Source organism: Flavobacterium sp. 1355 (assembly GCF_017833415.1).
Taxonomy (GTDB): domain Bacteria; phylum Bacteroidota; class Bacteroidia; order Flavobacteriales; family Flavobacteriaceae; genus Flavobacterium.
Genome location: NZ_JAFICC010000005.1, coordinates 270,238 through 297,224 on the forward strand (window position 1 = coordinate 270,238; position 26,987 = coordinate 297,224).

Here is a 26,987-nt window from a genome sequence, read left to right on the forward strand (position 1 = left end):
ATTTCCTGTACTAAAATTACTTTGATAGTAGGCGAAAAGTATTACACAACTTTTTTGGAAATTTATATAATTAACATAATGGAACACAATAAGCGCAAAAAGTTATTTTATTCCTCATTTGTTAAAACAAAAACTCCCTTTGTTTTAAAGGGAGTTTAAGTGTAATAACAAGTAATTGTGATTACGCAGTTAAGTGGTTAGCTATATTATTATGAAGTGATTGCCATGTTAGATTTAGCATTCATCAATGGTATTACTTTACTTTCTGCCAGTTTTAAGTTTTCCATGATCAAGCGTGCCGTAAGGTAGCAAATAGTTGATTCTGCTCCCTGGTTCAGGTTTACGTTTTCTTTTTCAAGACCGTCATAACCGCCTCCGCTGATTGGGTTGTACATCACCTGATTTAAGTGATTTTTACCTAAGAACCAGTTAAATGCAGTTTTCATCTGTTGTTTATACTCTGGCGTTTTGAATACTTTGTAAAATGTATTTAGAGTCATAATAGTGTAAGCAACATCTATTGGCTGTTCTCCATATTGATTTGGTTCTGTTCCTTTATGGTACCATCCGTTGTTTGAAATTACTCTGAACGTATCGTTTACAAACATTTTTGAACTTAAGAACTCAAGTGACTCCAAAGCTACTTTTTTGTAAATTGGTTTGTTGGTTACCAAATGAGCGTATAACATTGATTCAGGAAGAATTCCGTTAGCATACGTCATATAGTTTTCAAACCATTTCCAATCTTTAGTCGCATGCAATTCGTAGTTGGACAATAATTTAGCATTCAGCTTATTGATAATTGCAGCTACATATAAATTTGGAACTGTAGTATGGTACAAATAAAGCCCTTTTGTTGCAAAGGCAATAGAACGTGGTGACTGAATATTTTCTGCCCATTTTAAAGCATTTAATAAACATTTTGATGCTTTCTTAGAAATAGATTCCGGAAGAATTGCCGAATGCGACACAACGGTTCCTAAAGCCCAGATTGCACGTGCATTAGAGTCTTCCAGATTTACTTCGGCATTTTGTTCTATATGTTCTCTGTTGTGTTCATCAACATAATTTATAAAATCACCTTTTGGTTTTTGGCAGCGCTCGATAAAATCAAGATAGATTAAAATGTATGGTAAATCATCTTTGTCTTCTGTCAGTTTATAATGCATACAAAGCGCGATCAAAGCACGTGCATTATCATCAAGTGTATAACCGGAATCAAAATCTGGTACAGAAATTTTACAGAATTGAATAATTCCTAATTCTGTTGTCATTTTCTTGATATGGGCCAATTGAATTGGTGGATATGAGAATTTAATTTCATTCGGGTTTTCCATCAATTTTTTGTAAGTTTCCATATGAATGATTCCAACATTTTCCCAGGAAGAAGCGCGGGTTTTGCCAAATGCTTTAATACCCATTTCTTCTCTTAAGTTTTCATCCAGGAATAATTTGATAGCGGCATCAGCAAACTGATTTTCGTCTCCGATATCAACAAGAATTCCCATTTCAGATGAAAGTACTTCACGTGTATGCGGAATTTTTGATGCCACAATTGGACATGCGCAGCTCATAGCATAAGAAAAAGTGCCGCTCACTGCCTGGTTAGGATCTTTTGACGTAAACATATAAATGTCTGTTGCCTGTAGATATTGCAGCAATTCCTTAGTGTCCAGGTATTCGTTTATAAAACGGACATTGTTGTGTAAATCCAATTCGTCTACGATTGTTTCTAACTGATCGCGGTACGCATCAACACCATCTTTGATAAGATTTGGATGAGTTCTGCCAATAATTAAATACAGTGCATTTGGTACTGTTTTTACAATTTTTGATAATGCTCTTAATCCTGTCTCAATATTTTTTCCTTCACCCAAAAGACCAAAAGTCGATAAGACAAATTTATCCTGCATACCTAATCTTTCTTTTGCTTTTTGAGCCGGTTCGTATACCACAACGTGAGTTCCGTGTGGCACACAAGTAATTATATCTTTTTCGATATCATAATCATTAACCAAAATTTCCTGAGACTGGTTTGTCATTACAAATGCCGAATTACTATAGCTTAAAAGTAATTTTACGAAAGTTTTTAACTCATTGTTTGGGTTCGGAATTACACTGTGAAAAGTAAAAGTAACCGGTTTTTTGATTTCGTTTAAGAAGTCTAATAAATGGTCGCCATAGTTACCGCCAAACAAACCAAATTCATGCTGAATATGAACTAGTTTTACACTTTCGTCAGCATTAATTTGCTGTGCTACAGTCGTATATTCTTCTCTGTTTTTTGTATTTAATGTAAATGCCTGAGTTGGATTTTCTTGTGGCTGGTTAACAAGTTCACAAATTTCACAGCTTATCGATTTACCAAATACGTCAATAATTCCTTTTATTGTATCCTGCGTATAAGTTGCTATTCCACATTGTGTTGGTGGAAAAGTCGATAGAAAAACTATCTTAGATTTAGTTAGTGCTTTCATGGGGATTATTTTTTAATTCGTTTAATAAGTTGTTAAAATTCAATGATGCAACAGCAATTTTATCATCAGCTGCACCGTAGTATATGTAAATTAAATCATCAAAAATGGCCGTGCCGGTCGGAAAAACAACATAGTTAATATAACCGTGTCTTTCATAGTATTCTGTTGGTGTTATTATTGGTATTTTTAATCTTCCTAAAACTTTTTGCGGATCTTTTAAATCCAGTAATGCAGCACAGGCGTGATATACCAAACCTTTTTCTCTCCTTTCTGCAGAGTGGTAAATCAGCAGCCAGCCGTCCGCAGTTTCAACTGGAGGTGCTCCGGGGCCAATATGACTAGTTTCATGTTCATATTTTGGCTCCATTACGATGTGATCCGGAAGGTTTTTTAGGTAATCTTTCCAAAAATCTTCTGTCAGATCTTTTTTCTTTTCGAAACTAAAAATTTGTATGGAAGGAAATAATCGGTGTAATGCAACAAATTTTCCATTTATTTTTTTTGGAAACAGCACTACATTTTTGTCCCACACATATAATTTTTCCTTAAGTGTTTCGGTCAAAGGATAATTGCGTTCAATATTGAATGCCAAAATCTTAGCTACACTCGGATTGTGCAAATGCTTTCGAATGTAATTAGTAAACTCGTTCAGAATAAATCTGGGAGTAATAATTCCTTTCTTTTTAAATTTTTTTAAATCTTTTGAAATTGCAAAAGCGCCGCTGGCATTTATTCCGTCATATGTTACATAAGTAAGATAATATAAGTCTTCTATTTTTGTAATTCGCGGATCTTCAACACCGTGAATTTCATAAATATATTCAGGAACAAATATGGGTTCAGTATTTCTTTCTACAACAGTAGTCGGACCCTCCAGCCGACAATATCCTATGGTAGAAAAATTACCTTTTTTTGCAGCCCTGTAAAACATGTGAACAGTATTTCCATTTTGATAAATCGCCGGATTTAAAACTCCAAGCTCCTCAAAAGGTCTTTCTGTTTTTTCTAAAATTACACCATGTTTTGTAGCCAATTCCATATATTTTTTAAATATTGTTTAAAATTACCCCTATAACAGAGCTACGATTAATCCAATCCGTTAAAAAATTAACTCTAAAGCATTTACATGGGAATTCTGTAACCTTAAAAGCAGAATTCTGATACTTCTGCTTAAATCTTGATTTTATTGTGTTTGTTAACCTTTTGCGCTAATAAAAAAATGGATAGAGTTAAACGAAAGTTAATTTTAGTAAGAAATTTGATTAGAACAAAAAGACAAAACAGTCATATTTATCAACTAAAAAATCAAATCATATGTTACGTTGGACAGTCATTTTTATTGTTCTTGCTATAATTGCAGGAATATTTGGTTTCGGCGGAATCGCTGCCGGAGCTGCTAGTATCGCAAAAGTTTTATTCTTTATATTTTTAGTGTTATTTATTATTTCATTAATAAGCGGAAGAACAAAAGTGTAGGCGATTATTCGATAATCAATAAAAAAAAAAGCGTCGCAGTATAAAATTACTTGCGGCGCTTTTTTTTTAAATTATAATTAGATAATTCTAAATCTTAATTATTGTGAAAGGTATAATATTTTTTGGTAATGAATGCAATGGGTAATCCGACACAAAATATCAGAATCAGGACAGATAGTAAAGTCGGGAAGTCTAAACCTTTGGGGAGTAAAACAGGAAATACAATTGGCAAAACAATTAGATTCATAACAATCCACACAAAAATTCCATATACGATTCCAAAGGCAAAAGTATTTTTCTTTAAGAATGTGAGATAGGGATAAATTATAAAATAAAACCAGGCAAAAAGTATTGCTATTAAGAAATGAAAACCAAGTCCGTACCAGGCCATTTGTGATCCGTTTGTATAAGCCTCTTTTTTAAAAATACCACTCGCTATAGACTGCAGAATCTTTATTGGTGTAGTCTTTTGCAATATAACAGCGTAAATAACAATTGCTGCCAGAATATCTAGTGTACCGGCAATTAAGCCTGACAAGAAAACAGTACCGCTTTTAGAATTCATATAAAATTAATTAGGTTCAAAATCAATTTACTAAATTACTGATTTATTACCATTTTAGAAATAGACTGCAACTGGCTTAAATGCCTTTTGATATGAGTGAGTACAAAACCAATCCATTCGAGGATCGTAAATTTTCCGAAACCCGGAAGTTCAAAATCAAGAATAGTCAGTGATAAATCATAGCGATCCGTAATATCCAATAATTCTTTTTCATTTTTTAATAGCGATAAAGCCAGTGAATTTTTGCTATATTCTGCATTGGCAGGAAGTATAAATTCCGGAGATTCCATTTTAATATCAAAATTCAAAAAAAGAGCTTCGATGTCTTTAATTTTTTCGTCAGGCTCCCGTGTTGTTTTTTCGGTTTTTCCGGCACACATTTCAGGAAAGCCAGCAGACGACAAAATAAGATGTTTAACAACCTGACCAGCAGTCCAGCTTCCTTCAAAAGGAACAATATTCAGTTCACTTTCAGAAAAAGAATTGAGTTTATCATTTAACTCTTTAAAGGTGTCGACTATGCTTTTTTGAATTGTTCTCATCTTTTTTAACTTAAAATTATTTTGATATAGAAGTTATCCACCACACATTTCCAAAAGGATCTGTTACGCCGCAGGTTCTGCCATAATCCTTATCGCTTAGTTCCATAACTATTGTTGCGCCGGCATCGATTGCTTTTTTAAAAGTCTCATCGGCATTTGGCACATATACAAATAAGTTGGCGGTCTGTTTTGTCCAGTCTTTGATTTCATCAGTGACCATAATGGTGCTTTCACCAATAATTACTTCGGCATGCATAACCGTTCCGTCTTCATGAAGAGCTTTTGAGAGTGTTTTGGCATTAAAAACATTTTTGGTAAACGCTATAAATTGTAAGGCACCATTTAAGATCAAATAAGGCATTACGGTCTGATGTCCGATAGGTAATTTCATTTTGTTTTATTTAATGATTAAGAATAAACTAAATATACAAAATATGTTAGCGTAATGAAAATCAATGTTTTAAATATATTATAAAAGAACTTCACATTGGTATCCGTAAGAATCAAGAAGGTCAATTATCTGAGAATTTGAAATTGATAAAGCATGTACACGCAAAATCTTGTCACAATCTTCGAGATCAAAATTGATGTTGCTGTTCGGGAAATGTTCAAGAAGTTTTGTAACAATAATTTTAGATTGCTCTATTTCCTGCACATTTGTTTTAAAAACTTCTATCATTGTTTCCTAAGTTTATAAGGCAATATTCTTATGGCGCTCTATTTTGTGATAATAGATATAAGATATGGCAAGAATTACTAAAAAGATCAATGGAAAAAAGCTCTGAAAGTCGATTCCGTCAACAGCAAAATGACTTATTGAAGCAAATATAAAATCGAAGCCAAATCCTGCATAAGCCCATTCTTTTACATTTTTTGGAATTGATGGAATAACTAATATCAAAACACCAAGTATTTTAAAAACTACCAAAGCATTTCCGAAATATTCAGGATACCCCAAATGTCTTAAACCTTCTTTTGCTAATTCTGACTGAGAGGTAAGTGCCGGCATAACACCTTCAAATAGGAAAATAATAGTAGTAGTAATCCAAAAAATAATTTTTGCTTTTTTCATAGTTTTGGTTTTTAAATAGTTAAGTTAATTATTTAATACAAATCTACTATTGTTCTTCTTATTTTTCAATACGTATTTACGACTATTTTAGGGGCATTTACGACAAGTTATGTTTTCAGTTATCAGTTTTTAGTTTTCGGTTATTAATTTTTACAAAGTAACCACAAACCACTGTCATCCTGACGAAGGAAGGACCACACAAGAAACTCGACAAAGAATGGTTGCTCACTATTGCGGAGTTTCTTGTGTGGTCCTTCCTTCGTCAGGATGACAATAAAAGAGATAATAGAAGTTGAAAATAATGTTGAAAATTTAAATCTTTAATTCAATACATAATTTTTAATCACAAACAAATCCTGAAAACCTAATCTGCGGTAAATATCCTTTCCTAAATCAGAGGCTTGTAATTGAGCATATTGAGCGTCTGCATCAATAGCTTCATTGATTGCAAACTTCATTATTTCTTCTGCAAAACCTTTTTTGCGCATTTCCGGAATTACACCAACACCATGAATTCCCATTATCTTTTCGGTTTGAAAAAGCGTAAGTGTCCCAATTGGTTTTTCTTTGAAATGAACCAAATAAAACTTGATATCTTTATAATTTTGAACAACTGTTTCCTCGCTGATTACATAGTTAAAGGATAACGGATAAATATCAGACCAGATTTTGGCATCTTCTTCATTTAAAACCCTTTTAAAAGTCAGATTGTTTTGAAGTATGAATTTTTTATCTAATTTCAATGCCATTGCCACAAGTTGATTTCGAATAGAAAATCCGTTTTTCTCGAAAATTTCATTTGTATTACTTCCAAAAATATTCCAATACGGAACAATTAAGCCTGGATTGTTTTGGATGATTTCAAGAATTTGCGGAAGATTTTCTGCAGTAATATCTTTTCGAAACCATACTCGATTTGGCCAGCCTGCATTTTTTATCTGACTGTATTCTAAAAAATCAGTTTTATGATAGGATAGAAGAGGAGTTGAAACGGTTTTCCAAAGTGTTGTAAGATTATCAATATTATCTTTGATGAGATTTACATTTTTCATTGTAATAGCGGATTTAAGAATGCAGCAAAGATAAAGGCAGCTTTTATGAAAAGCCTTTACATATGTTGATTTACAAATCTTTTTCGAGACTTTTTCTGATTCGGCTCAATTGTGTTGGAGTAATGCCTAAATGCGATGCAATGTGCAATAGCGGAATGCGGTCTGCAATATCCGGATTTTTTTCAAGAAGCTTTACATATCTTTCAGTGGCATTTTCCATAACAAAGGCAATTTCTCTTTGTTCTTTTTCGATGATCCAGTTTTTTTCTAAATGAGCAATATAGAAGTTTTTCAGATCATCATTTTCGTTAATTAACGTTATGTATTTTTTATAATTGATATTGATCAGAATACAGTCTTCCAGAGCTTCAATTGTAAAATTAGATGGAGTCTGCAGCATTAACGACACTTTTGAACCTGCAAATGAATTTTCGAGAAAGAGATTTTTATTATAAAAATTTCCTTGTTCATCTGTGATAAAGGTTCTCAGAATGCCTTTTGCAATAAAATGAAGGTTTTTGGCAATTTCTCCGTTTTGTAATACCGTTTCTCCTTTTTTAAGAGTCTGAAATTCTGTTATGTTCTCAATCTTTTTCCATGATTTTTCTGAAATTGGAGCATAACTTTCAAAAGCCAGTTTTAGATTATGGAGATGTATTTCTTTATTGAAAGTCATAATTAAAGGTTGCCTTGCCTGAAGACGATAAAGGCACAAAGTTTTTTTATTCAAAAATAAGAAAAATAAGTCCTTTTTTGTCATTACTGGAAATAAGAAAATAAGAACATAAATGGGTCTTAAATAAAAACCTTGGTGCCTTAGCATCTTTGTGGCAAAAAACAAAAAAACGCTGCAAAACCGAAGTCCTGCAGCGTCACTCAAATAAATAATTAAAAAACGGGTATTATCTCCAACCTCCGCCCAATGCGCGATATAACTCTGTATTGGCAGATAATTGTTCTCTTTTTATGTTTGCCAGTTCCAACTCACTTTGCAATAAATTGGCTTGTGCTGTTATTACTTCCAGGTATTCGGCCATTCCGTTTTTGAATAATAAATTAGAATTTTTAATAGCCTGTTGTAATGTTTTTACGCGTTCCTGCAAAAAAGCTTCCTGTTGTTGTAATTTTTCTACTTTTACCAAAGCATCAGCAACTTCACTAACAGCAACCAAAACTGATTGTCTGAAACTTAGAACCGCTTTTTCTCTTTCTGCAACAGCGATATTATATTGTGTTCTAACTCTTTTGTTGTTGAACAGGGGCTGTGTTAATCCTCCGGCAACGGTTCCGAATAATGAAGCAGGAATATTAAACCAACTGCTTGTTTCGAATGAGTTTACTCCGCCCTGAGCGGTAATTTTTAATGATGGATACAAATCAGCTTTTGTGATTCCAACATTGGCATTCGCCACTTTTAAAGCCAATTCTGCACTTTTAACATCAGGTCTTCTGCTTACTAAACTAGACGGAATTCCGATTGAGGCATTATTTTTTACTTCGATAGCACTTAATACAATACTTCTTCTTTTACCATTAGGAAAAGAACCTGTCAATACGCTCAAGGCATTTTCCTGAATAGCAATGTTTTGTTCTAATAACGGAACCAATTGCGCTGCAGTTAATTTTTGTGCTTCAGATTGCTGAATGGCCAATGAAGTTACCTGACCTGCATCATATTTTAATTTGATAATATTGGTAGTACTGTCATTTAATTTTACGTTTTGTTTTGCAATTTCCAATTGCGCGTCCAGCATCAACAGGTTGTAATATCCTTTAGAAACATTGGCTACAATATTAGTCTGCAACGCTTTTTTAACTTCTTCAGATTGAAGATAACCTGCATAAGCACCTTTTTTCTGATTGCGGATTTTCCCCCAAATATCTGCTTCCCACGAAAGTGAAGCACCGGCAGAATAATCGTCGATATGTTTTTGGCCCAAAGCCTGATTCAAATTCATTCCGGTAAAACTATTATCAGACGGATTGCTCGTACTTGCATTCACAAATAAATTTACCTGAGGTACATTTCCCCATTTAGATTGTGTGAATCTGTATTGAGCAATCTCAATATTTTTAGTAGCAATCTGCAAGTCATTGTTTCTTGCTACAGCGCTATCAATCAATTGGATAATATCACTTTCTGTAAAGAAATTTTTCCACTCCAAATCGCCGATACTAGTAGTATCCCCTGAAACCGATGCACTCCTGAAATTTTCAGGAAATGCATCTTTTGGAGTTTCAATATCTTTAGAAACTTTACAGGATATGAATGTGACGATCAAAATAGCAATCATCACGATTTTGGTTATATAATTTTTCATTTTACTTTGTCGTAATTAAATTTCTGGACATTTATCTTTTTTGGTATCGAGGTCTTTCGAAACTTTATAGGATATGTATGCTAGGCTGATGATGATAACCATCAGGAATGTCGTTATGTAGTTCTCCATATTTATATTTCTTCATTATGAATTACAGCTACCGGTTTTCCGGAAACTTTTTCTTGTAAGTGTTGGAATACGATGAATAAAACGGGGATAATCATTAATCCCAGAATTACTCCCGAAACCATCCCTCCGGCGGCACCAATACTAATAGAGTGGTTACCCTGAGCCGATGGGCCTTTGGCGCTCATCATTGGAATTAATCCAACTACGAAAGCCAGTGATGTCATGATAATTGGACGTAAACGTAGTTTAGCCGCTTGTATAGACGCTGCGATTAATCCTTGTCCGGATCTTCGTCTTTGTGCTGCGAACTCTACAATCAGAATCGCATTTTTGGCGAGCAAACCGATAAGCATTACCAGTGCAACCTGTACGTAAATGTTGTTTTCGATTCCCGTTAAACCAATGGCAACAAATACTCCAAATATACCTGCAGGAATCGATAAGATTACAGCCAGAGGCAAAATGTAACTTTCATATTGTGCAGCAAGTAAGAAATAGATAAAGATCAGACACAATAAGAAAATAGTTGCCGATTGCCCTCCAGAAGAAATTTCTTCACGGGTTTGTCCGGAAAATTCAAATCCATAACCTGCAGGTAATTGTTTTGCTGCTACTTCTTCAATTGCTTTAATCGCATCTCCGGAACTAAATCCAGGTTTCGGAATCGCATTTATACCAATTGAGTTAAACAAGTTATATCTCGAAGCAGTTTCAGAACCATAAATACGGGTTAATTTCACCAAAGTATTTAACGGAACCATTTCGCCATCTTTGTTTTTTACAAACACACGGTCAATAGCTGTAGGATCGGCTCTGTCGGCAATATCTGCCTGAACAACCACACGGTAATATTTACCAAATCGGTTAAAGTCAGAAGCCTGTGCACTACCAAAATAAGCCTGCATGGTTTGCAGAATGTCTTTCACTTTTACACCCAACTGATCTGCTTTGGCATCATTAATATCCAGTTGCAATTGTGGATAATCGGCTTTGAAACTGGTAAAAGCTACTGCAATTTCCGGACGTTTCATTAATTCACCAATAAACTGCTGAGAAATACCGCTAAACTTATCCAGCTTACCACCGGTTTTATCCTGTAGTACCAAATCTAATGCCTCAACATTACTAAAACCTGGTACAGTCGGGAAACTAAATACAAAGAAACTTCCTCCTGAAATCGCACCTAATTTTCCGCGGACCTCATTCATAATTTCATCAATATTTTTAATTTCACCTCGCTCTTCATTTGGTTTAAGCAAAACAAAGACAACTGCAGAAGACGGGCTTGTAGAGTTTGTCAATAAGTTAAAACCAGAAATAGCAGTTACAAATCGAGAAGAATTTAAACCTCTTAAAGTGTTTTCAGCTTGGGTCATTACTTTTTGAGTCCCGTCTAACGATGTTCCCGACGGAGTGTTAACCGCAATTGCAATAAAACCTTGATCCTCTGTAGGAATAAATCCAGACGGAGTTGTTTTTACCATTATGATTGTTGCAAAAGTAATTAAAGCCAAACCTCCTAAACTAACCCATTTGTTACGGATTAAGAATTTTAATCCGCCCACGTAACGGTTTGTCAATGAATCAAAACTTTTATTAAACCCGTTAAAGAATCTTTGCTTAAAGCCTTGTTTCACATAAGGAGAATTTCCTTCGTGTGCTGCGTGATTATCCTTTAAGAACAAAGCGGCAAGGGCAGGGCTCAATGTTAAGGCATTTACTGCCGAAATTACAATTGCAATTGCCATCGTAAAAGCAAACTGACGATAGAAAACTCCTGTTGAGCCTTCCATAAAACCAACCGGCAGGAATACAGCAGCCATTACCAGCGTAATCGAGATAATAGCACCCGTTATTTCGTGCATAGCTTCATGTGTTGCTACTTTTGGAGACAAATGTTTATGCTCCATTTTCGCATGCACGGCCTCGACGACCACAATCGCATCATCGACCACAATACCAATCGCCAGAATTAATGCGAAAAGGGTTAAAAGATTGATCGAGAATCCAAATAACTGCATGAAGAAGAACGTTCCTAAAATTGCTACAGGTACAGCAATAGCCGGGATTAATGTTGATCTAAAATCTTGCAAAAAGATAAATACCACAATAAATACCAATATAAAAGCTTCTAATAAAGTATGTTTTACCTGATCGATCGATTGATCTAAAGATACTTTTGTGCTATAGAAAATATTGTGTTTAATTCCTGTTGGAAAATCTTTAGAGGCTTTGACCATCAATTTGTTGATCGCTACCTGAATATCGTTAGAGTTAGAACCTGCTAACTGAATAATACCAATTACAACTCCTTTTTTACCATTCAGACGGGTTAAACTGTTGTAAGAGTAAGCACCAAGTTCCACTCTTGCCACGTCTTTTAAACGAAGGACAGAACCATCAGCATTAGAACGAATGGCAATATTTTGATAATCTTCTGGTTTAGTTAGTTTTCCTTTGTATTTAATTACATATTCAAAAACTTCTTTACTTCTTTCTCCAAATTTACCTGGAGCCGCCTCAAGACTTTTATCCTGAATAGCTGCCATAACTTCGTTTGGCGTAACATTGTACGTAGACATTTGCGTTGGGTTTAACCATACACGCATAGAGTAATCTTTTACACCACCAAAAATACTGGCAGCACCCACACCCGGAATACGTTTAATCTCTGGGATAATATTAATTTGAGCATAATTGGCCACAAACGTCTGATCATATTTCGATTCATCCTCGGTATACATACCAATCGCCATGATAAAACTATTTTGTTGCTTTGCGGTAATTACACCTTGCTGAACAACCTCTGCAGGCAGCTGGCTGGTTGCCTGGGCAACCCTGTTCTGAACGTTTACAGCAGCCTGATCGGCATCTGTACCCAATTTAAAGAAAACTGTAATCGCAAGAGTACCATCGTTACTGGCAGTAGAGCTCATATACGTCATATTCTCAACACCATTTATAGATTCTTCCAGAGATGGTGCCACAGAACGTAAAACCGTTTCTGCGTTTGCTCCCGGATAAACCGCCGTTACCAAAACCGATGGTGGCGCAATATCAGGAAACTGTTGTAAAGGCAATTTTGTAAGTCCAAGTACTCCCAGAATCACCAATAAGATGGAAATTACGGTTGCCAGTACGGGTCTTTGTATAAATATTTTGAACATTTTCGTAAAAATTATTTTTTGTTAGTTATTTGGGCAACTTTAGCAGCACCTTTCTCAGGCTGGATAACTTGCCCTTCCTGAAGTTTGTCAATACCACTTAATACAATCTGGTCACCTGATTTTACACCATCCTTGATAAGATAGTTAGTACCACTTTTACCGATTACAGTAATGGGCATTTTTGTAACCTTATTGTCTTTGCTTACTGTAAAGACAAAAACTTTGTCCTGCATTTCAATCGTAGCCGATTGCGGAACCAGAATAGCATCGTCATGCTCTAATCCCAAACGAATTCTTCCTGTGTTTCCAGAACGCAAAGTTCCGTTTGCATTCGGAAAAGTAGCTCTCAAAGTAATAGCACCGGTAGTTTTATCAAACTGGCCATCTACCATATCAATTCTTCCTGTTTGAGGATACGCATTATTATCAGCTAATATCAAAGAAACCGGAGGCAATTTTTTGATTTTGTCTCCAATACTGTTTCCGGCGTATTGAGATTTAAAATTGATAAAATCTGTTTCTCCCAAAGAGAAGTAAGCATAAACTTCATGAACATCAGAAAGTGTTGTCAAAGGCTCAACATCTGTTGCAGAAACCAAACTTCCTTGTTTTTTTGGCAATCTTCCGATGTAACCGCTTACAGGAGCCGTAACATTTGTATATCCTAAATTGATTCTGGCAGAAGCCACCATTGCTTTTGCCTGTTCGATATTGGCAGCAGCAATTTTTTGAGAAGCTTTAGCCGTTTTTAACTGATAGTCAGAAACCACTTTGTTTTGCACCAAAGGAGTTAATTTATCAACCTCCAACTGAGAATTGATGAGGGCAGCCTCAGCAGCGTGAAGACTTGCCAAAGCATTGTTTAACTGCTCACGAAAAGGACGTTCGTTTATTTTAAATAAAGACTGACCTTTAGAAACATAAGCACCTTCGTCTACCAAAACGCGGTCTAAATTTCCGCTTACCTGCGGACGGATTTCAACATCTACAGTTCCTTGTATAGAAGCAGGATATTCATTATCTGTAGTAGTGTTTTCGCTAGTTATTGCCATAACCGGCAATACAGGAGCAGGTGCAGCAGCAGGAGCCTGCGACTTATCGGCACAGCTGCTTAGTACTAATGCCAGAATAAAGCTGGTTATAATTACATTTTTCATCTTAATATTGGTTTTAATTTGTTGGACATTCTCGTTTTTAAAAAATTTATTTATTGTAGTATTTGAATTCATTTTAATTTTGTTTAATTTTCTAACACTGTTAAGTAAAAATGTATGAAATTTCATATATCAGTCTTTTTAGATTCTATTTTAAATCGGTATTAAATTATTTATCACCGTTAAGTAAAGATTAAAAAAACACGTTGTTATCTTTATTAAATTTTCTAACAGTGTTAAGTGAATGTTACAAAAAAAAGGATTTATATTATCCGATTAAATTATTTTACACTGTTAAGTAAAAATTGAAAAAAAAACTATTGTATAGATTTAATGATACCGCCAATGGCATCCTTCAAAATTTGTGCATTTATGGTTTCCAAAATATCACTTTTGTTAATGATGTTGATGGCGATTAAACCATGAATAACAGAAAAGAAAGTAAAATATTTTTGTTTAATGATATCCTGACTCGGATTGCTGTCCTTCATTACTTCAGCAATTACTTGAGTGAATAATTTGTAAGGGCCTTCCTGAGCCGAACATCGTTGTGCACAGCAAGTCATTTGAACACCAAACATTAACTGATACATTTCAGTATTAGTAAAAGCAAAATCCCAGTATGTCATCCACATGGCTTCCAACTGGTCTTCAGGTTTTTCAAACTTATCTATTGCAATTTGCAATTCCTTAGTCAGTTTTATAAAACCTTTGCCTGTTAGTTCTTCCAATATTGCTTCCTTATTCGAAAAGTATTCATAAATAATAGGAGCAGTATATTCGATTCTGTCGGCAATTTTACGCATACTCAAACCATTCCAGCCTTCTTCTTTTACGATATCATAAGCAGCGCCAAGAATATTATTTCTTGTCTCTTCTTTTTGTCTTAAAATTCGATCTTTGCTAGCCATTTTATTCGAGTATTAAATTGTTTAACACCGTTAGGCAAATGTATGACCGTTTTTCTGATTATGAAATAATTTTGTCATAATATTTTCTTATCGTGTCATAGACTGATTCAAAATGACACGTAAAGCCCTTATTTTATTGGTATCTATTACTTTTTAATTTTTTCAGGAAGCAGACATTTTTTGGTTTTCAAGACCATTTGTCCCGCTCTTCACTATATCTTTTGTGGTCTCGTTAAAAAAACGAGACCACAAAAGGATGCCGTTTCGATCGGGGCTAGGCGAGAAGTATCTTTTTTATTAGATTTTTAAGTCTCGTTTGTCATCCTGAGGGACGAAGGATCACACAAAACTCCGCAACGTAATTTGTCCTGCTTTGTCGAACCACTTATGTGCTAATCTTTGTCGAGCTTCTTGTGCGATCCTTCGTTCCTCAGGAAGACAAACTACGCAGTAAAAATTCCATACCCTTGTCAGGCTGAGCGAAGTCGAAGCCCCGCAATCTAATTCGACAATTTAAAACAAAAAAAATCTGCAGAATCTGCCAGATCTGCGTGAAACAAAATAGAGAAAGATTAGTTCTAATCTTTGTAGATTTCTGAGTGCTATCCTTCGTTCCTCAGGAAGACAAACTAAGCAGTAAAATTCCATACCCTTGTCAGGCTGAGCGAAGTCGAAGCTCCGCAATCAAATTCGACAATTTAAAACAAAAAAATCTGCAAAATCTGCCAGATCTGCGTGAAACAAAATAGAGAAAGATTAGTTCCAATCTTTGTAGATTCTGAGTGCGATTCTTCGTTCCTCAAGAAGACAAACTACGCAGTAAAATTCCATACCCTTGTCAGGCTGAGCGAAGTCGAAGCCCCGCAATCAAATTCGACAATTTAAAACAAAAAAAATCTGCAGAATCTGCCAGATCTGCGTGAGACAAAATAGAGAAAGATTAGTTCTAACCTTTGTAGATTTCTGAGTGCGATCCTTCGTTCCTCAGGAAGACGAAACGAGAATAAGAATGTACGTATAGAATTTTTTCGTAACATTACAATAAAAAATGAAAACGCTAACTACCATAAAAACGACAATCGCTGTTTTATTTTTTCAGCAGTTCGCATTTTCTCAGGAAACCAAAAAAGAAACTCCTGCAGAAATCAATTACACAATCGAAAACTGTGTCAACCATTTTGAAACAGACAAAGCAAGCAAAACAAAAGTAGGTTATCAATATTGGTTTGCCGATAAAAACTTCACTCAGGAAAACACACTCAAAATGAGTATCGTCGAGCCCGGAAAATCAACCCACGCGCCACATCATCACGTCGAAGAAGAATTTTTCTACATCCTCGAAGGCACCGCCGAATTCTACCTCGACGGAAAAACCAAAACCGCCGGCCCAAACACCAGTTTCTACTGCCCGTCAAATATGGAACACGGAATCAAAAATGTTGGAAATACCGACTTGAAATATTTGGTTATCAAAAAGGATTTGAGGTAATTTCTTAACCCAATTGTCATACAGAGCGAAGTCGAAGGCTATACTGTAAGAAGTCTGCTCCAATGAGACATTACAAATTTTGTACTAACTAATTTATACCATTATTTTCTTCGATTTAGTCCTATAAAATAATAAGCTAAATTGACATGAATTTTATATAATTTCAATTTAATTTTTAATAAAAAATTGATATTCAATTAATTAACTTTTATTAAAGAAAGGTTTAACATCATCTGTTTTCGCTGGCTGTCTGAAATAACTAATTTTAAGTAAATCAAATTAATAACATTTTTAAATATTTAAAATTATGAAAAATATAGCCATATTAGCCACAAACGGTTTTGAAGAATCAGAATTAGCATCACCTAAGGCCTATCTGGAAGAGCAAGGCTGGAAAGCAGATATTATCAGTTTGAAATCTGGAACTATCAAGGCCTGGAAAGACGGTAATTGGAGTAACGAATATAATGTTGATGTAGTATTAGATCAGGCAAATGAAGCAGATTACGATGCTTTGGTTCTTCCGGGGGGAGTTTTAAACCCTGATTCATTGAGAAGAGAAGAGGCTGCAGTAAATTTTGTACGCTCTTTTTTTGAAAGTAAAAAACCAGTAGCGGCTATTTGTCATGGCCCCCAAATTCTGGTAGATGCTGATGTTTTGCAAGGCCGAAAAGTAACTTCGTTTTTCTCTGTTAAAAACGATTTGAAAAATGCCGGAGCACAATGGGAAGACTCAGAAGTAGTAGTAGACAATGGATTGGTAACCAGCCGAAACCCGAATGATTTGCCTGCTTTTAATAAAAAAATGGTGGAAGAAATTAAAGAAGGAATACACGAGCGTCAGACAGTGTAATCTTTTTTTATTTATCATATTATAAAAAATGCAAGATCAATTTTGGTCTTGCTTTTTTTTGTAATAAATAGTTATCGGTGTTTTCTATTATTTAATTCATGTGGTTGAGGATTTAATTATTTTGCAGATGGGAAGTCAGAGATGTGCGCGCAGCGTTTGGGAAGAACACTTAGTACAGCGGACAAAAATGCTATTTTTTAATGTCTTGGATTATAATTTATGAACATACATTTAAAATTGTCTTTTAATGCTAAAAGACGAATTGTATCTTTCTCGTAATTTAAAATCTTATATTTCGAATCACATAATTCCAGAATACTATCATTCTTTGAATATTTCCAAGAACAATCTTTTACTTGTCCGTCAATAAACATATGTTTTTCATTACTTGAAAGATGTCTATTTTCAAAATCACCATTTGGATAAAATTTCATGTAAAAAATAATTATTGATTTTGGATTATATTTATTATCACTTATGTAACACCATTTTTTATCTGCATTCATAAGTTGATTTTCAAATTCACTTTTTTTGCAGGAAGAAAATGAGATAATAATAATTACGACTAGTATATTTTTAAACATTCGATTTATATATTTCAATTATTTTATTTTTAGATTATAATTGGGTGCTTCATTAAAACTGATCACTTTATGATTATTGTGTTCATGGACGAGACGCACTAGCGGGCGAAGTTTAAAAAAAAGAGTTTTTGAACTACTAATTTTTAACTTAATTTAAAGTGTCAAATCTAACTAAAAAGTAAATTCATTGCTAAAAAAATGATTAGAGTTATTTTTTTATTTATAAATAATTTTCAATAAAAAGACTTCCATTTCTGGAAGTCTTAAAAATAAACAATAAGCTGTTACGCATATCGAATTAACTTCCAGGTTACAGCTTTGTTGTTGTAAGGAGGAAATTGATTACCTTTAGCTAAAGGTATAGTTGTCGATGGGGAAGACTGTGCCTCCCAAACTCCCGATTCAGGACATGTTTCACCGGTCTTGCGGGTTGTTCCTAATGGTAATGCCATAATTTAAATAATTAAGTTAATAATCAGTAAACTTAGAACCAATCATTACTTAATTATTACGGAAAACCTTTTTTGAGTTCTTTTTATAAGATAATTTAATTTTTTAGATAAATTAGTTGCTATTCTTGTCTTGTCTGTAAATCTATTTTAGGATTAAGTATAAATATATAAACTTTTTTCAGGACGAGACAATAATAAAAAAATAATTTTCTTTTATTCAAAAGTATCCATTTACCAATATAAACAACCAAGTACTTATACCTGATTATTTGTTATGAAAACAAAACCCCTAGCCCCGATGGGAAGGAAAATCCTTTTGTGCCGGGGTTCGGCACAAAAGATTGGAAGGAACTGAGGGAAATAGCTCCTTAAAATATAAAATACAAATTTCTATTCTTTGTCGAGCTACTTGCGAAGATTTCTCGTGCCTCGAAATAACAAAAAAAGAGGCATTTTTTAAAACTTCAAAGATCTTTGAATTGCCTCCTGCTTTAGCTGGAGGTCAATGATGCAATACACACAATCGGCTTTAGCCAAAAATGCGCATTTGGCTAAAGCCCTTATCAAACCATTCTAAAAACCTCCAGCTAAAGCTGGAGGCTATTCAGACTGAAACTTTAAAGAGGAAAAACTTTGCGACTTTGCGAGATGATTTTGGTTTTATAACCGTTCTCCCGAAGCCTCGGGACGCTCAGGGTGACAATTGGGTTTAAAAAAAACTTAGCGAATCTCCGCGTTATCTCCGCGAAACTACAAAAACAAAAAAAAGGACAGCACTTTTTATCAGAGTGCTGCCCTCAAGGCAAATAGATTTGCATATTAAACCATTTCTGATTTAAAATGCCGCATTAAATAATTGCGTACAGTTTTTGGTAATCTACTACAGAAGACTAAACGCAGGTTATTCGTTTATGATATCGCCTTCCTTAGTTTCTTCGCTGGCAATTTTTACCAGTTTATCATTTCGGTTCAAATCTCCGAAAATTTCAATTTTTTCTTCGATTTCTCTTCCTTTTTTAACTTCAACTTTATGTGCTTTATGATCGATTACTCTCACTACAAAAGTGCCCTCTGCCGAGTTGATCAAAGCCGATTTTGGTATTACAAATGTGCTGTCTTTCGCGTTAAGCGGTAACAAAACTTCAGCAACCATTCCTGGCAAAAGATCTTTTTTGGTGTTTAACACATCCATTTCTACACGCTCAGAACGTAATTTTAAATCCAAAGCACCGGACATTCTTGTAATTTTAGCTTTAAACGTTTCCGGTAGTGATTTTACTGAAAAACTCATTTCGTCTCCCTGATGCAAATATCCTGTATACAATTCCGGAATAGAAACCGCCAAACGCAATTTATCCTGCTGCTGAATGGTCAGCAATGGCAAATCAGAACCTTTTCCTGCCGGACCGACAAATGTTCCTAGATTAACATTTCTTGCTGCAACAACTCCGTCAAAAGGCGCACGGATTTCAAGATAACCTCTCATAATCGAAACTTCTTTATGTGCTGCAATTGCCGCCTGATATTGTGCGTAATCAGAATTTTTCTTTCCGTTTGCCATTTCCAGATCATTTTTAGAAATAGTTCCTTCTACTTTACTGGTTTCGTACAAACGGTTGTAAGTGCTTTTACTCGTAGTATAAATAGCTTCCATCGATTTTAATCTCGATTCGGCTGCAGCCAGCTGTGAACTTATTTCTGGTGCTTCTAAAACAATTAAAAGCTGTCCTTTGGTCACTTTAGAACCAATATCTACTTTTAGTGTTTTTACAAAACTGCTTACTTTAGCATACAAATCTACTTGTTGAAAACCGGTTAACTCAGCCGGTAAACGCAATTCTGTTGTTAGTTTTTCTTTTGCAAGAAGAAAAGTTTCTACTTTCGGCTGAAGTTCTGGCGTAGCTTCTTCTTTTTTCTTCGATTCACAGCTGCTTAGTACTACTAAAGCTGTAAATAATAATGCAGTTGATTTTATAATATTATTTTTCATAAATGTAAAATTTATTTTATGTCGGTCATTTATGTTATCGCCTTATTTGTTTGGTATTTGTTTGCAACAAATCATTTTTTAGTGGCGATTTCATTTCCTGATTTTAATGATGAGATATAATGGATACTTTCTTCGTCTTCCGGATCTAAAGAAACAGATTGTGTCGATGTTTTTTCTTGTGCCCAGGCAAAAATCTGAGGCAAGATAAGCAATACTGCAAAAGTCGAGAATAATAATCCTCCGATTACGGCTCTTCCTAACGGAGAAACCTGATCGCCGCCTTCGCCATGACCAATTGCCATTGGCAGCATTCCCGCAATCATCGCCACAGAAGTCATGATAATCGGGCGCAGACGCAATGCTGCAGCTTCACGAGCCGATTCTAATGCGTTTCCGTTTATTTTTCGGAGCTGTTCTGCGTTCGTGACCAAAAGAACGGCGTTGGCAATCGAAACTCCGACCGACATGATGATTCCCATATACGATTGCAGGTTAAGTGTTGAACCTGTAATCGTCAGCATTAATAATGCTCCCAAAACTACCGCAGGAACCGTGGTCAGGATAACCAAAGAAACTTTGAATGATTGAAAATTAGCGGCCAACATTAAGAAGATTACAAAAATGGCAACCAATAATCCGACTTGTAAACTGCTTAATGTTTCGCTCAGTACTTTACTTAATCCAATTGGCGTAATAAACAAACCACGTGGCAATTCGCCTAAGGAATTAATTGTCGCATCTACATCTTTTACTGCCGTTCCTAAATCGGTCTGGCTGATGTTGGCTGTAACGGTAATGTATGGCATAGCCCCTAAATTATCATTTTCACCACTTACATAAGCGGGTGTAATTTTTGCTACGTCACTTAATACGGGACGAAGCGAATTCTTTAATACCGGAATTTCTCCAATATCGGTTTTACTTTTCATTTTATTCAAAGGAACCTGAACCTGAACGTTGTAAGACAATCCTGCTCTTTCGTCTACCCAGGTATTTTTTTCTGTATATCGGGATGATGAAGTAGAAGCAATAAGTGATCTTGAAATATCGTTCATGTCAACTCCCAATTCTGCTGCGCGGGTTCTGTCAATATCAATGTTCATTGCCGGATAATGAATAGGCTGCCCGATTTGTACGTCTCTGAAATAAGAAATCGTTTTTAGTTTTTCTACAATCTGATTCGCATACAATTCATTTCGTTTTTTGTCTTTTCCTGCAATCCTAACCTCGATTGGAGTTGGCGATCCCTGACTTAAAACTTTATCTGTTAATTCGATTGGCTCAAAAGAAATTTTAGTATTCGGAAGCACTTTTTTCAGCCTTGCTCTAAAATCATCTTTAAAGTCATCCATATCAACATGGTACTCTTTTAAACTTACCTGAAAAACGGCTTCGTGAGAACCAGCCATAAACAAATAAATCGGGTTGATTGAGAACAGGGAAGGGTGCTGTCCTACATACACAGACGAAATTCCGATATGTTCTTTTCCGACCATTTTTTCTAATTCCTTCAGTACTATAACAGCTTGTTCTTCGGTACGTTCTAATCGTGTTCCGTCAACAGCACGAATTCTTAACTGAAACTGGCTTGAGTTTACTTTTGGAAAAACATCTTTTCCGATAAAAGAAATGAAAATAACAGCAAGAACAACTGCAGATATCAGATAAACGATACTGGTCACTTTTTTATGAACAAACAAACGATCTAACGTTCTCATAAATCGAATTTTGAATCGCTCAAAAGCGCCAATTTTACCGTTATTGTTTGTGTCTTCTCTTTCGACCATTACTTTTTTCTGAGAAATCAGATCTTTCTCAGATTCAGGTGTTAATCCGCATTGATTAAACTCGGCTTCATCATCTGTAATGTTTGGTTCGTGCGCATGTTTTGGGTGCGCTTTCATCATCCAGTTGGCCATAACGGGAACAAAAGTCTGAGAAAGTAAAAACGAAATAACCATAGAAAATCCGATTGCCAATGCTAACGGAAGGAATAATGCTCCCGGAATTCCGACCATAGTAAATGCCGGAGCAAATACCGCCAGGATACAAAGAAGGATCAATAATTTTGGCAATGCAATTTCCTGACAGGCATCCCAGATTGCGAGTGCTTTTGGTTTTCCCATGTCGAGATGCTGGTGAATGTTTTCGATGGTTACCGTACTTTCATCCACCAAAATTCCAATTGCCAAAGCTAGTCCGCTCAAAGACATTAAGTTGATGGTCTGTCCGAATAGTTTTAAAAATAAAACCCCTGAAATAATCGAAATCGGAATTGTCATGATTACGATTAATGCGGCACGTCTGTCTCCAAGGAAAAGCAATACCATCAATCCGGTCAAAACTGCTCCGATGATTCCCTCAGTAATCAAACTTTTTACCGAATTGATTACATAAACCGACTGGTCAAATTCATAAGATAATTTAACGTCTTCCGGAAGAGTACTCTGAATTTTAGGCAATTCTGCTTTTAATTTCTGTACCACATCCCAGGTAGAAGCGTCACCTGCTTTTGCTATACTGATATAAACCGAGCGTTTTCCGTTTACCAATGCATAACCTGCTGTGATATCGGCACCATCTTTTACACTGGCAACATCACCTAATTTTAAGTTCTGGACACCGCCTTTGAATAACGGAATCTGTTCAAAATCCTTAACTTCTTTGATCGTATTGTTTGTTGGCGTGATATAGTTAATATCTCCCATTCTCACGTTTCCGGAAGGAGCTGTTTGGTTGTTGATGCGAATCGCTTCTACGATTTGATCCGGTGTCATATTGTGCGAACGCAGCAAATCAGGATCAACGTTTACCTCAATCGTTCTTGGGCTTCCGCCGAAAGGTGCCGGAGAAAGTAAACCCGGAATCGAAGTAAACGAAGCACGAACATAAACGTTGGCCAAATCCTGCAATTCATTATTTGATCTGATTTTACTGCTCAAAACCAATTGACCAATTGGCAATGACGAAGCATCAAAACGAATGATAAAAGGAGGCTGGGTTCCCGGAGGAAATGCCGCCTGGATCCTGTTCGAAAGCGAACTTAATTCGGCTGCAGCCTGAGCCATATTTGTGTTTTCATAATAGGTTAATTTCATGATCATTAACCCCTGAATATTTTTGGTTTCAACCGATTTTACACCATTTGCAAAGGGTAAAATGTTGACGTAAGTTTTAGCAAAATAAGCTTCCATCTGGTCTGGAGTATAACCTCCAAAAGGATGCGCGATGTAAATAACCGGCAAATTCATCTTTGGAAGAATATCTACCTTAATGTCTTTGATGGCACCAATTCCGAAGAAAAATAAACCAGCAACCATTACTAATATGGAGATGGGTTTGCGGAGTGCAAAACGTATTAAATTCATTAGGCTCTATAATTAAAATTCATTTATAAATAAGTCAAAATTGCCTGTTGCTGCAACTTTTAATAAAAACGACTGCCACACATTGTTGTTTACAATATCACGATCGATTTCGGAACGGTTTAAAGTGTACATAATTTGGGTTAAATCAGTTAAATCAGTCAAACCGTTTTTGTATAAAGTCGATTTTTGCAAGTAAGCTTTCTGGGCTGCATTTACCTGAATTGGCGCTTCGGCATAATTCTCTAATGTGATTCTTATCTTATCTTCGGCAAAATTCAATTGCGATTTTAATTCCCTGTCGGCCTGATTGTATTCTTCCTGTAAGGCCTGTGATACATATTTTTGTGCACTTACTTGTTTACTCATTCTGAAAGGTGTTGTCAAATTCCAGGTAATTCCAACTCCTATTAAATAATTCGTACGGTCCGGATTTACACCATCCCAGTAATTTCTCGTAAAAGCCGTCTGGTCTGCTGCGTACGCCGAATCAAATCCTGATGCCCTGGTTTGTAAAACACCAAAAGCCGTCATTGTTGGGTAGTAAAAACGCTTGTATAATGTAACCTGCTGATTGCTGTAATCAATTCTGGTTTTATACAATTGCAGTAATGGGTGAAGGCTATCACTTGTTTTCTCTTCCAATAAAAGTGCTTTCGGAATATTGGTTACAAATAAAGTATCTGTTACAAAATCCTGAGGCGCAACCCCCATCAAATCAACAAGTTTATTGTTTTGTTCTTTTACGAAATTCTTCGCCAGATTTAAAGCAATTTTTGCTTTGGAAACTTCGGCTGTAGCCAAAGTAGAATCCACGCCTGCCAATAATCCGTTTTTAACGCGAACAACGGCTGTTCTTTTAAAAACCTCCGCACGGTTTAAATTCTTTTGCTGGGAAATCAGTAATCTTTGGCTGGCCAGCAAATTAAGGTAAGCGGCAGAAATTTTAATTTCCTGCTGAAACATTTCCTGTTTTAATTCATTTTCTTTGGCCTTAACGTCAACTTTTGCCAGGTTGATTCGTTCTTTTGCTTTTCCGAAGGTGAAAAAATCCCAGTTCATGTTGACTAAATACAGGGCTCCAAAAGCAGAGTTCCAGTTTTGCTGCGGAAGCGGTAATCCTGATGAAGCAACACCAAGGCCTCCAAAACCATACAAAGGCCCATTTTGTCCGTTTACAGTTCCGTAATCCTGTTGTGCAGACAAATTTAAATTAGGTAAATAATCACGGCGGGATTGTTTGAGCGTTTCGCGGGAAGCGCTGCTGTAGTTGTTTTTTGCTTTGATCGAACCGTAGTTTTCAAGACCTGTTTTTATAGCTTCTTTTAAAGACAGAGTTTGTGAATAACCAAGAGCGGCAAAAATCAAGAAAAATAATAAAGTAATTTTTTTGAAATACATAAAACTCAAAGTGTGAAATTATAGCGCAAAACTATTTTACTTCTCCTGATTTTTGCCATCTTAAATGATGTAAGCCACTAATAAATGACCAATTCAATTGGTCATTTATTAGAAATAAAAATTAAATTTTTGTTCGTACTTTGTAAACTATTTAAGCAGTAAGAATGAGCAGAAAATTTGATAATATATTGGATAACAAGTGGTGGCAGGAGGTTGCCGTTGTTGCCTTTTCCTTTACGATTTATACCCTTAAGAACGACTGGATGCTGTTTAGCTCCTTTACTTCTATATTGATGGGTGTGTTTTTCTATTGCGTATTATATATGCACGCTCAGTTTAACCGTTTTTTTCTGTTGCCAATACTTTTTAAGACCAAAAAACCTTTTACGTATATTCTTTTGACTCTTTTTGGTGTCTTTGTTTTTTCAGTTGTTTTATATAAAATTACAATGCTGGATATGTTTAGCAATTGCAGGCTGTATCAAAACTCACATCAAAGAAGTTATGTGTATCAACTGGCCAGTGTATTGGGAACTTTGGTTTGTATTTTGAGCCCGATTATTGTTTTTAAGTTCTACAGAATTCACCGAAAACAAACAAACGAAACGCTATTGTTTAACGAAATGCAGCTCAATTCCTTAAAAGGACAATTGAACCCGCATTTTTTATTCAATACTTTTAATACACTTTACGGCATCAGCTTAGAATTTCCGGACAGAACTCCCGATTTGATTATGAAAGTTTCGCAGTTAATGCGTTATCAGCTCGAAAGTAATAACAAAAAATGTGTGACTCTCGAGGATGAATTAGAGTTTATAAACAGTTATGTTCAGCTCGAAAAAGAAAGGGTAGGATACCGATGTGATATTACTTACGATTGTAAAATCGACAACGAAAATGCCTATAAAGTTTCTCCGATGCTTTTGATTGCTTTTATAGAAAATGCTTTTAAACACGGGACTTGTGCCATCGAAAAATGTTTTGTACGTATCATTGTAACAGTCGAAAACGGCCTATTGCACCTGCATGTTGTAAATTCAATTCCGAATAAAAAAACAGATGTAGTTTCTACTAAAATTGGCCTGCAAAATACAATCGAACGTTTGAATCTCATTTACGGTAAAGACTATAAACTGAATATTCAGGAAGATAAAAACACCTATATTGTAGATTTGAAATTGCAGCTGAAAAAGATTGTAGAATGAAAGAATCCAAAAAATGTATTATTGTAGATGATGAGCCCGCAGCGCATTACGTTCTGGCCAATTACATCAAGCAGAATCCAAATCTGGAACTTGTTTTTCAAGCTTATAACGGAATAGAAGCAATGGATTATCTCCGTGAAAATAAAGTAGATCTGATGTTTTTGGATATCAATATGCCGGAAATTTCGGGAATGGAACTTCTAAAAATTCTTCAGGTGCATCCAAAAACGATACTCACAACGGCTTATTCAGAATTTGCCCTTGAAAGTTATGATTATGGAGTAATTGATTATCTTTTAAAACCGATTTATTTTCCAAGATTCCTAAAGGCTATCGATCGCTTTTTTTCTACTGAAAATACAGTGCATAAAGACGAAGAAGTGGTCAATTCTGTACGCGTAAAAGTAGACGGATATTTTGTAGACATAGCGTTAGACCAGCTTTTGTACGCCCAGAGTTTTGGTAATTACGTAAAATTGTACACCATAAAAAGGACTTATCTGGCTTCCATTACCACTACTGAATTTGAGAAATGCCTTCCGCAGAACTTTATCCGAATTCATAAATCGTATATCGTGGCACTTGATAAAATTGAGGAAACTGAGAAAGATTTTGTCGTGATAAAAAAAGAAAAACTGCCAATTGGTATTACGTATAGAAGGGAACTGCTTGAGAGGCTAAAAAAGTTTGATTTGTAGTATAATTATTTTTATAAGATTTAATCTTGTCTTCATTTTTAAGTAGTAATTTTAATACGTTATTTTAAAGATTGTTAATTAATA

23 protein-coding genes are annotated in these 26,987 nt (G+C 35.3%); 5 read left to right on the plus strand and 18 right to left on the minus strand.

The window, feature by feature from the left end:
- Nucleotides 1-209: 209 nt before the first annotated feature.
- Both JOD96_RS08575 and JOD96_RS08580 read right to left on the minus strand, forming a co-directional pair.
- Nucleotides 210-2,477 carry a glycosyltransferase gene (locus tag JOD96_RS08575; protein ID WP_209563860.1) on the minus strand — a complete coding sequence of 756 codons (2,268 nt, stop codon included), beginning with the start codon at nt 2,475-2,477 and terminating at the stop codon, nt 210-212.
- Complete coding sequence (locus JOD96_RS08580) at nt 2,461-3,516, minus strand: pesticidal protein Cry7Aa (RefSeq protein WP_209563861.1); 1,056 nt, start codon at nt 3,514-3,516, stop codon at nt 2,461-2,463. Before JOD96_RS08580 ends, JOD96_RS08575 begins: the two co-directional genes overlap by 17 nt.
- A 275-nt stretch (nt 3,517-3,791) precedes the next feature.
- On the opposite strand from JOD96_RS08580, the gene JOD96_RS08585 reads away from it, so the two are divergent.
- Nucleotides 3,792-3,953 (plus strand): DUF1328 family protein, encoded by a 162-nt coding sequence (locus JOD96_RS08585; RefSeq protein WP_029273540.1) that lies wholly within the window; start codon nt 3,792-3,794, stop codon nt 3,951-3,953.
- Nucleotides 3,954-4,047: 94 nt separating this feature from the next.
- Here the strand turns inward: JOD96_RS08585 and JOD96_RS08590 are convergent, their stop codons facing one another.
- The 11 genes from JOD96_RS08590 to JOD96_RS08640 all read right to left on the minus strand — a co-directional run bounded on the left by JOD96_RS08590 (nt 4,048) and on the right by JOD96_RS08640 (nt 14,866).
- On the minus strand, nt 4,048-4,518 hold the full coding sequence (locus JOD96_RS08590; RefSeq protein ID WP_209563862.1) for a DUF1440 domain-containing protein: 471 nt from the start codon (nt 4,516-4,518) through the stop codon (nt 4,048-4,050).
- Between the two features lie 35 nt (nt 4,519-4,553).
- Nucleotides 4,554-5,060, minus strand: coding sequence for a DinB family protein (locus tag JOD96_RS08595; RefSeq protein WP_209563863.1), 507 nt, complete (start codon nt 5,058-5,060; stop codon nt 4,554-4,556).
- A 16-nt stretch (nt 5,061-5,076) separates the two neighbouring features.
- On the minus strand, nt 5,077-5,451 hold the full coding sequence (locus JOD96_RS08600; protein ID WP_209563864.1) for a VOC family protein: 375 nt from the start codon (nt 5,449-5,451) through the stop codon (nt 5,077-5,079).
- Between the two features lie 78 nt (nt 5,452-5,529).
- Nucleotides 5,530-5,739 (minus strand): hypothetical protein, encoded by a 210-nt coding sequence (locus JOD96_RS08605; protein WP_209563865.1) that lies wholly within the window; start codon nt 5,737-5,739, stop codon nt 5,530-5,532.
- Between the two features lie 12 nt (nt 5,740-5,751).
- Entirely contained in the window at nt 5,752-6,132 is a 381-nt protein-coding gene (locus JOD96_RS08610; RefSeq protein ID WP_209563866.1) for a DoxX family protein, read from the minus strand.
- Nucleotides 6,133-6,452: 320 nt separating this feature from the next.
- Nucleotides 6,453-7,184, minus strand: coding sequence for a GNAT family N-acetyltransferase (locus JOD96_RS08615; protein WP_209563867.1), 732 nt, complete (start codon nt 7,182-7,184; stop codon nt 6,453-6,455).
- 70 nt (nt 7,185-7,254) lie between these two features.
- Nucleotides 7,255-7,860 carry a Crp/Fnr family transcriptional regulator gene (locus JOD96_RS08620; RefSeq protein WP_209563868.1) on the minus strand — a complete coding sequence of 202 codons (606 nt, stop codon included), beginning with the start codon at nt 7,858-7,860 and terminating at the stop codon, nt 7,255-7,257.
- A 226-nt stretch (nt 7,861-8,086) separates the two neighbouring features.
- Nucleotides 8,087-9,505, minus strand: coding sequence for a TolC family protein (locus JOD96_RS08625; RefSeq protein WP_209563869.1), 1,419 nt, complete (start codon nt 9,503-9,505; stop codon nt 8,087-8,089).
- A 131-nt stretch (nt 9,506-9,636) separates the two neighbouring features.
- On the minus strand, nt 9,637-12,801 hold the full coding sequence (locus JOD96_RS08630; RefSeq protein WP_209563870.1) for an efflux RND transporter permease subunit: 3,165 nt from the start codon (nt 12,799-12,801) through the stop codon (nt 9,637-9,639).
- An 11-nt stretch (nt 12,802-12,812) separates the two neighbouring features.
- On the minus strand, nt 12,813-13,958 hold the full coding sequence (locus tag JOD96_RS08635; RefSeq protein WP_245188375.1) for an efflux RND transporter periplasmic adaptor subunit: 1,146 nt from the start codon (nt 13,956-13,958) through the stop codon (nt 12,813-12,815).
- A gap of 314 nt (nt 13,959-14,272) precedes the next feature.
- Nucleotides 14,273-14,866 carry a TetR/AcrR family transcriptional regulator gene (locus JOD96_RS08640; protein WP_068842436.1) on the minus strand — a complete coding sequence of 198 codons (594 nt, stop codon included), beginning with the start codon at nt 14,864-14,866 and terminating at the stop codon, nt 14,273-14,275.
- Nucleotides 14,867-15,914: 1,048 nt separating this feature from the next.
- Here JOD96_RS08640 and JOD96_RS08645 point away from each other — a divergent pair.
- Nucleotides 15,915-16,355: a cupin domain-containing protein gene (locus JOD96_RS08645; protein ID WP_209563872.1), complete on the plus strand. Its 441-nt coding sequence runs from the start codon at nt 15,915-15,917 to the stop codon at nt 16,353-16,355.
- 304 nt (nt 16,356-16,659) lie between these two features.
- A complete protein-coding gene (locus JOD96_RS08650) occupies nt 16,660-17,208 on the plus strand; it encodes a type 1 glutamine amidotransferase domain-containing protein (protein ID WP_209563911.1) in 549 nt (182 codons plus the stop codon).
- Nucleotides 17,209-17,405: 197 nt separating this feature from the next.
- Here the strand turns inward: JOD96_RS08650 and JOD96_RS08655 are convergent, their stop codons facing one another.
- The 5 genes from JOD96_RS08655 to JOD96_RS08675 all read right to left on the minus strand — a co-directional run bounded on the left by JOD96_RS08655 (nt 17,406) and on the right by JOD96_RS08675 (nt 25,000).
- Nucleotides 17,406-17,714 carry a hypothetical protein gene (locus tag JOD96_RS08655; protein ID WP_209563873.1) on the minus strand — a complete coding sequence of 103 codons (309 nt, stop codon included), beginning with the start codon at nt 17,712-17,714 and terminating at the stop codon, nt 17,406-17,408.
- Nucleotides 17,715-18,076: 362 nt separating this feature from the next.
- Nucleotides 18,077-18,244 carry a hypothetical protein gene (locus JOD96_RS08660; protein ID WP_172426711.1) on the minus strand — a complete coding sequence of 56 codons (168 nt, stop codon included), beginning with the start codon at nt 18,242-18,244 and terminating at the stop codon, nt 18,077-18,079.
- A gap of 901 nt (nt 18,245-19,145) precedes the next feature.
- Nucleotides 19,146-20,234, minus strand: a complete 1,089-nt coding sequence (locus JOD96_RS08665) for an efflux RND transporter periplasmic adaptor subunit (RefSeq protein ID WP_209563874.1) — start codon at nt 20,232-20,234, stop codon at nt 19,146-19,148.
- Between the two features lie 71 nt (nt 20,235-20,305).
- Nucleotides 20,306-23,602, minus strand: coding sequence for an efflux RND transporter permease subunit (locus tag JOD96_RS08670; RefSeq protein ID WP_209563875.1), 3,297 nt, complete (start codon nt 23,600-23,602; stop codon nt 20,306-20,308).
- A 12-nt stretch (nt 23,603-23,614) separates the two neighbouring features.
- Nucleotides 23,615-25,000, minus strand: coding sequence for a TolC family protein (locus JOD96_RS08675; RefSeq protein WP_209563876.1), 1,386 nt, complete (start codon nt 24,998-25,000; stop codon nt 23,615-23,617).
- Between the two features lie 164 nt (nt 25,001-25,164).
- Between JOD96_RS08675 and JOD96_RS08680 the strand changes: the two genes are divergently transcribed.
- Both JOD96_RS08680 and JOD96_RS08685 read left to right on the plus strand, forming a co-directional pair.
- Nucleotides 25,165-26,205 carry a sensor histidine kinase gene (locus tag JOD96_RS08680; RefSeq protein ID WP_209563877.1) on the plus strand — a complete coding sequence of 347 codons (1,041 nt, stop codon included), beginning with the start codon at nt 25,165-25,167 and terminating at the stop codon, nt 26,203-26,205.
- On the plus strand, nt 26,202-26,903 hold the full coding sequence (locus tag JOD96_RS08685) for a LytR/AlgR family response regulator transcription factor (protein WP_209563878.1): 702 nt from the start codon (nt 26,202-26,204) through the stop codon (nt 26,901-26,903). The genes JOD96_RS08680 and JOD96_RS08685 overlap by 4 nt, the downstream gene beginning before the upstream one ends.
- Nucleotides 26,904-26,987: the final 84 nt, after the last annotated feature.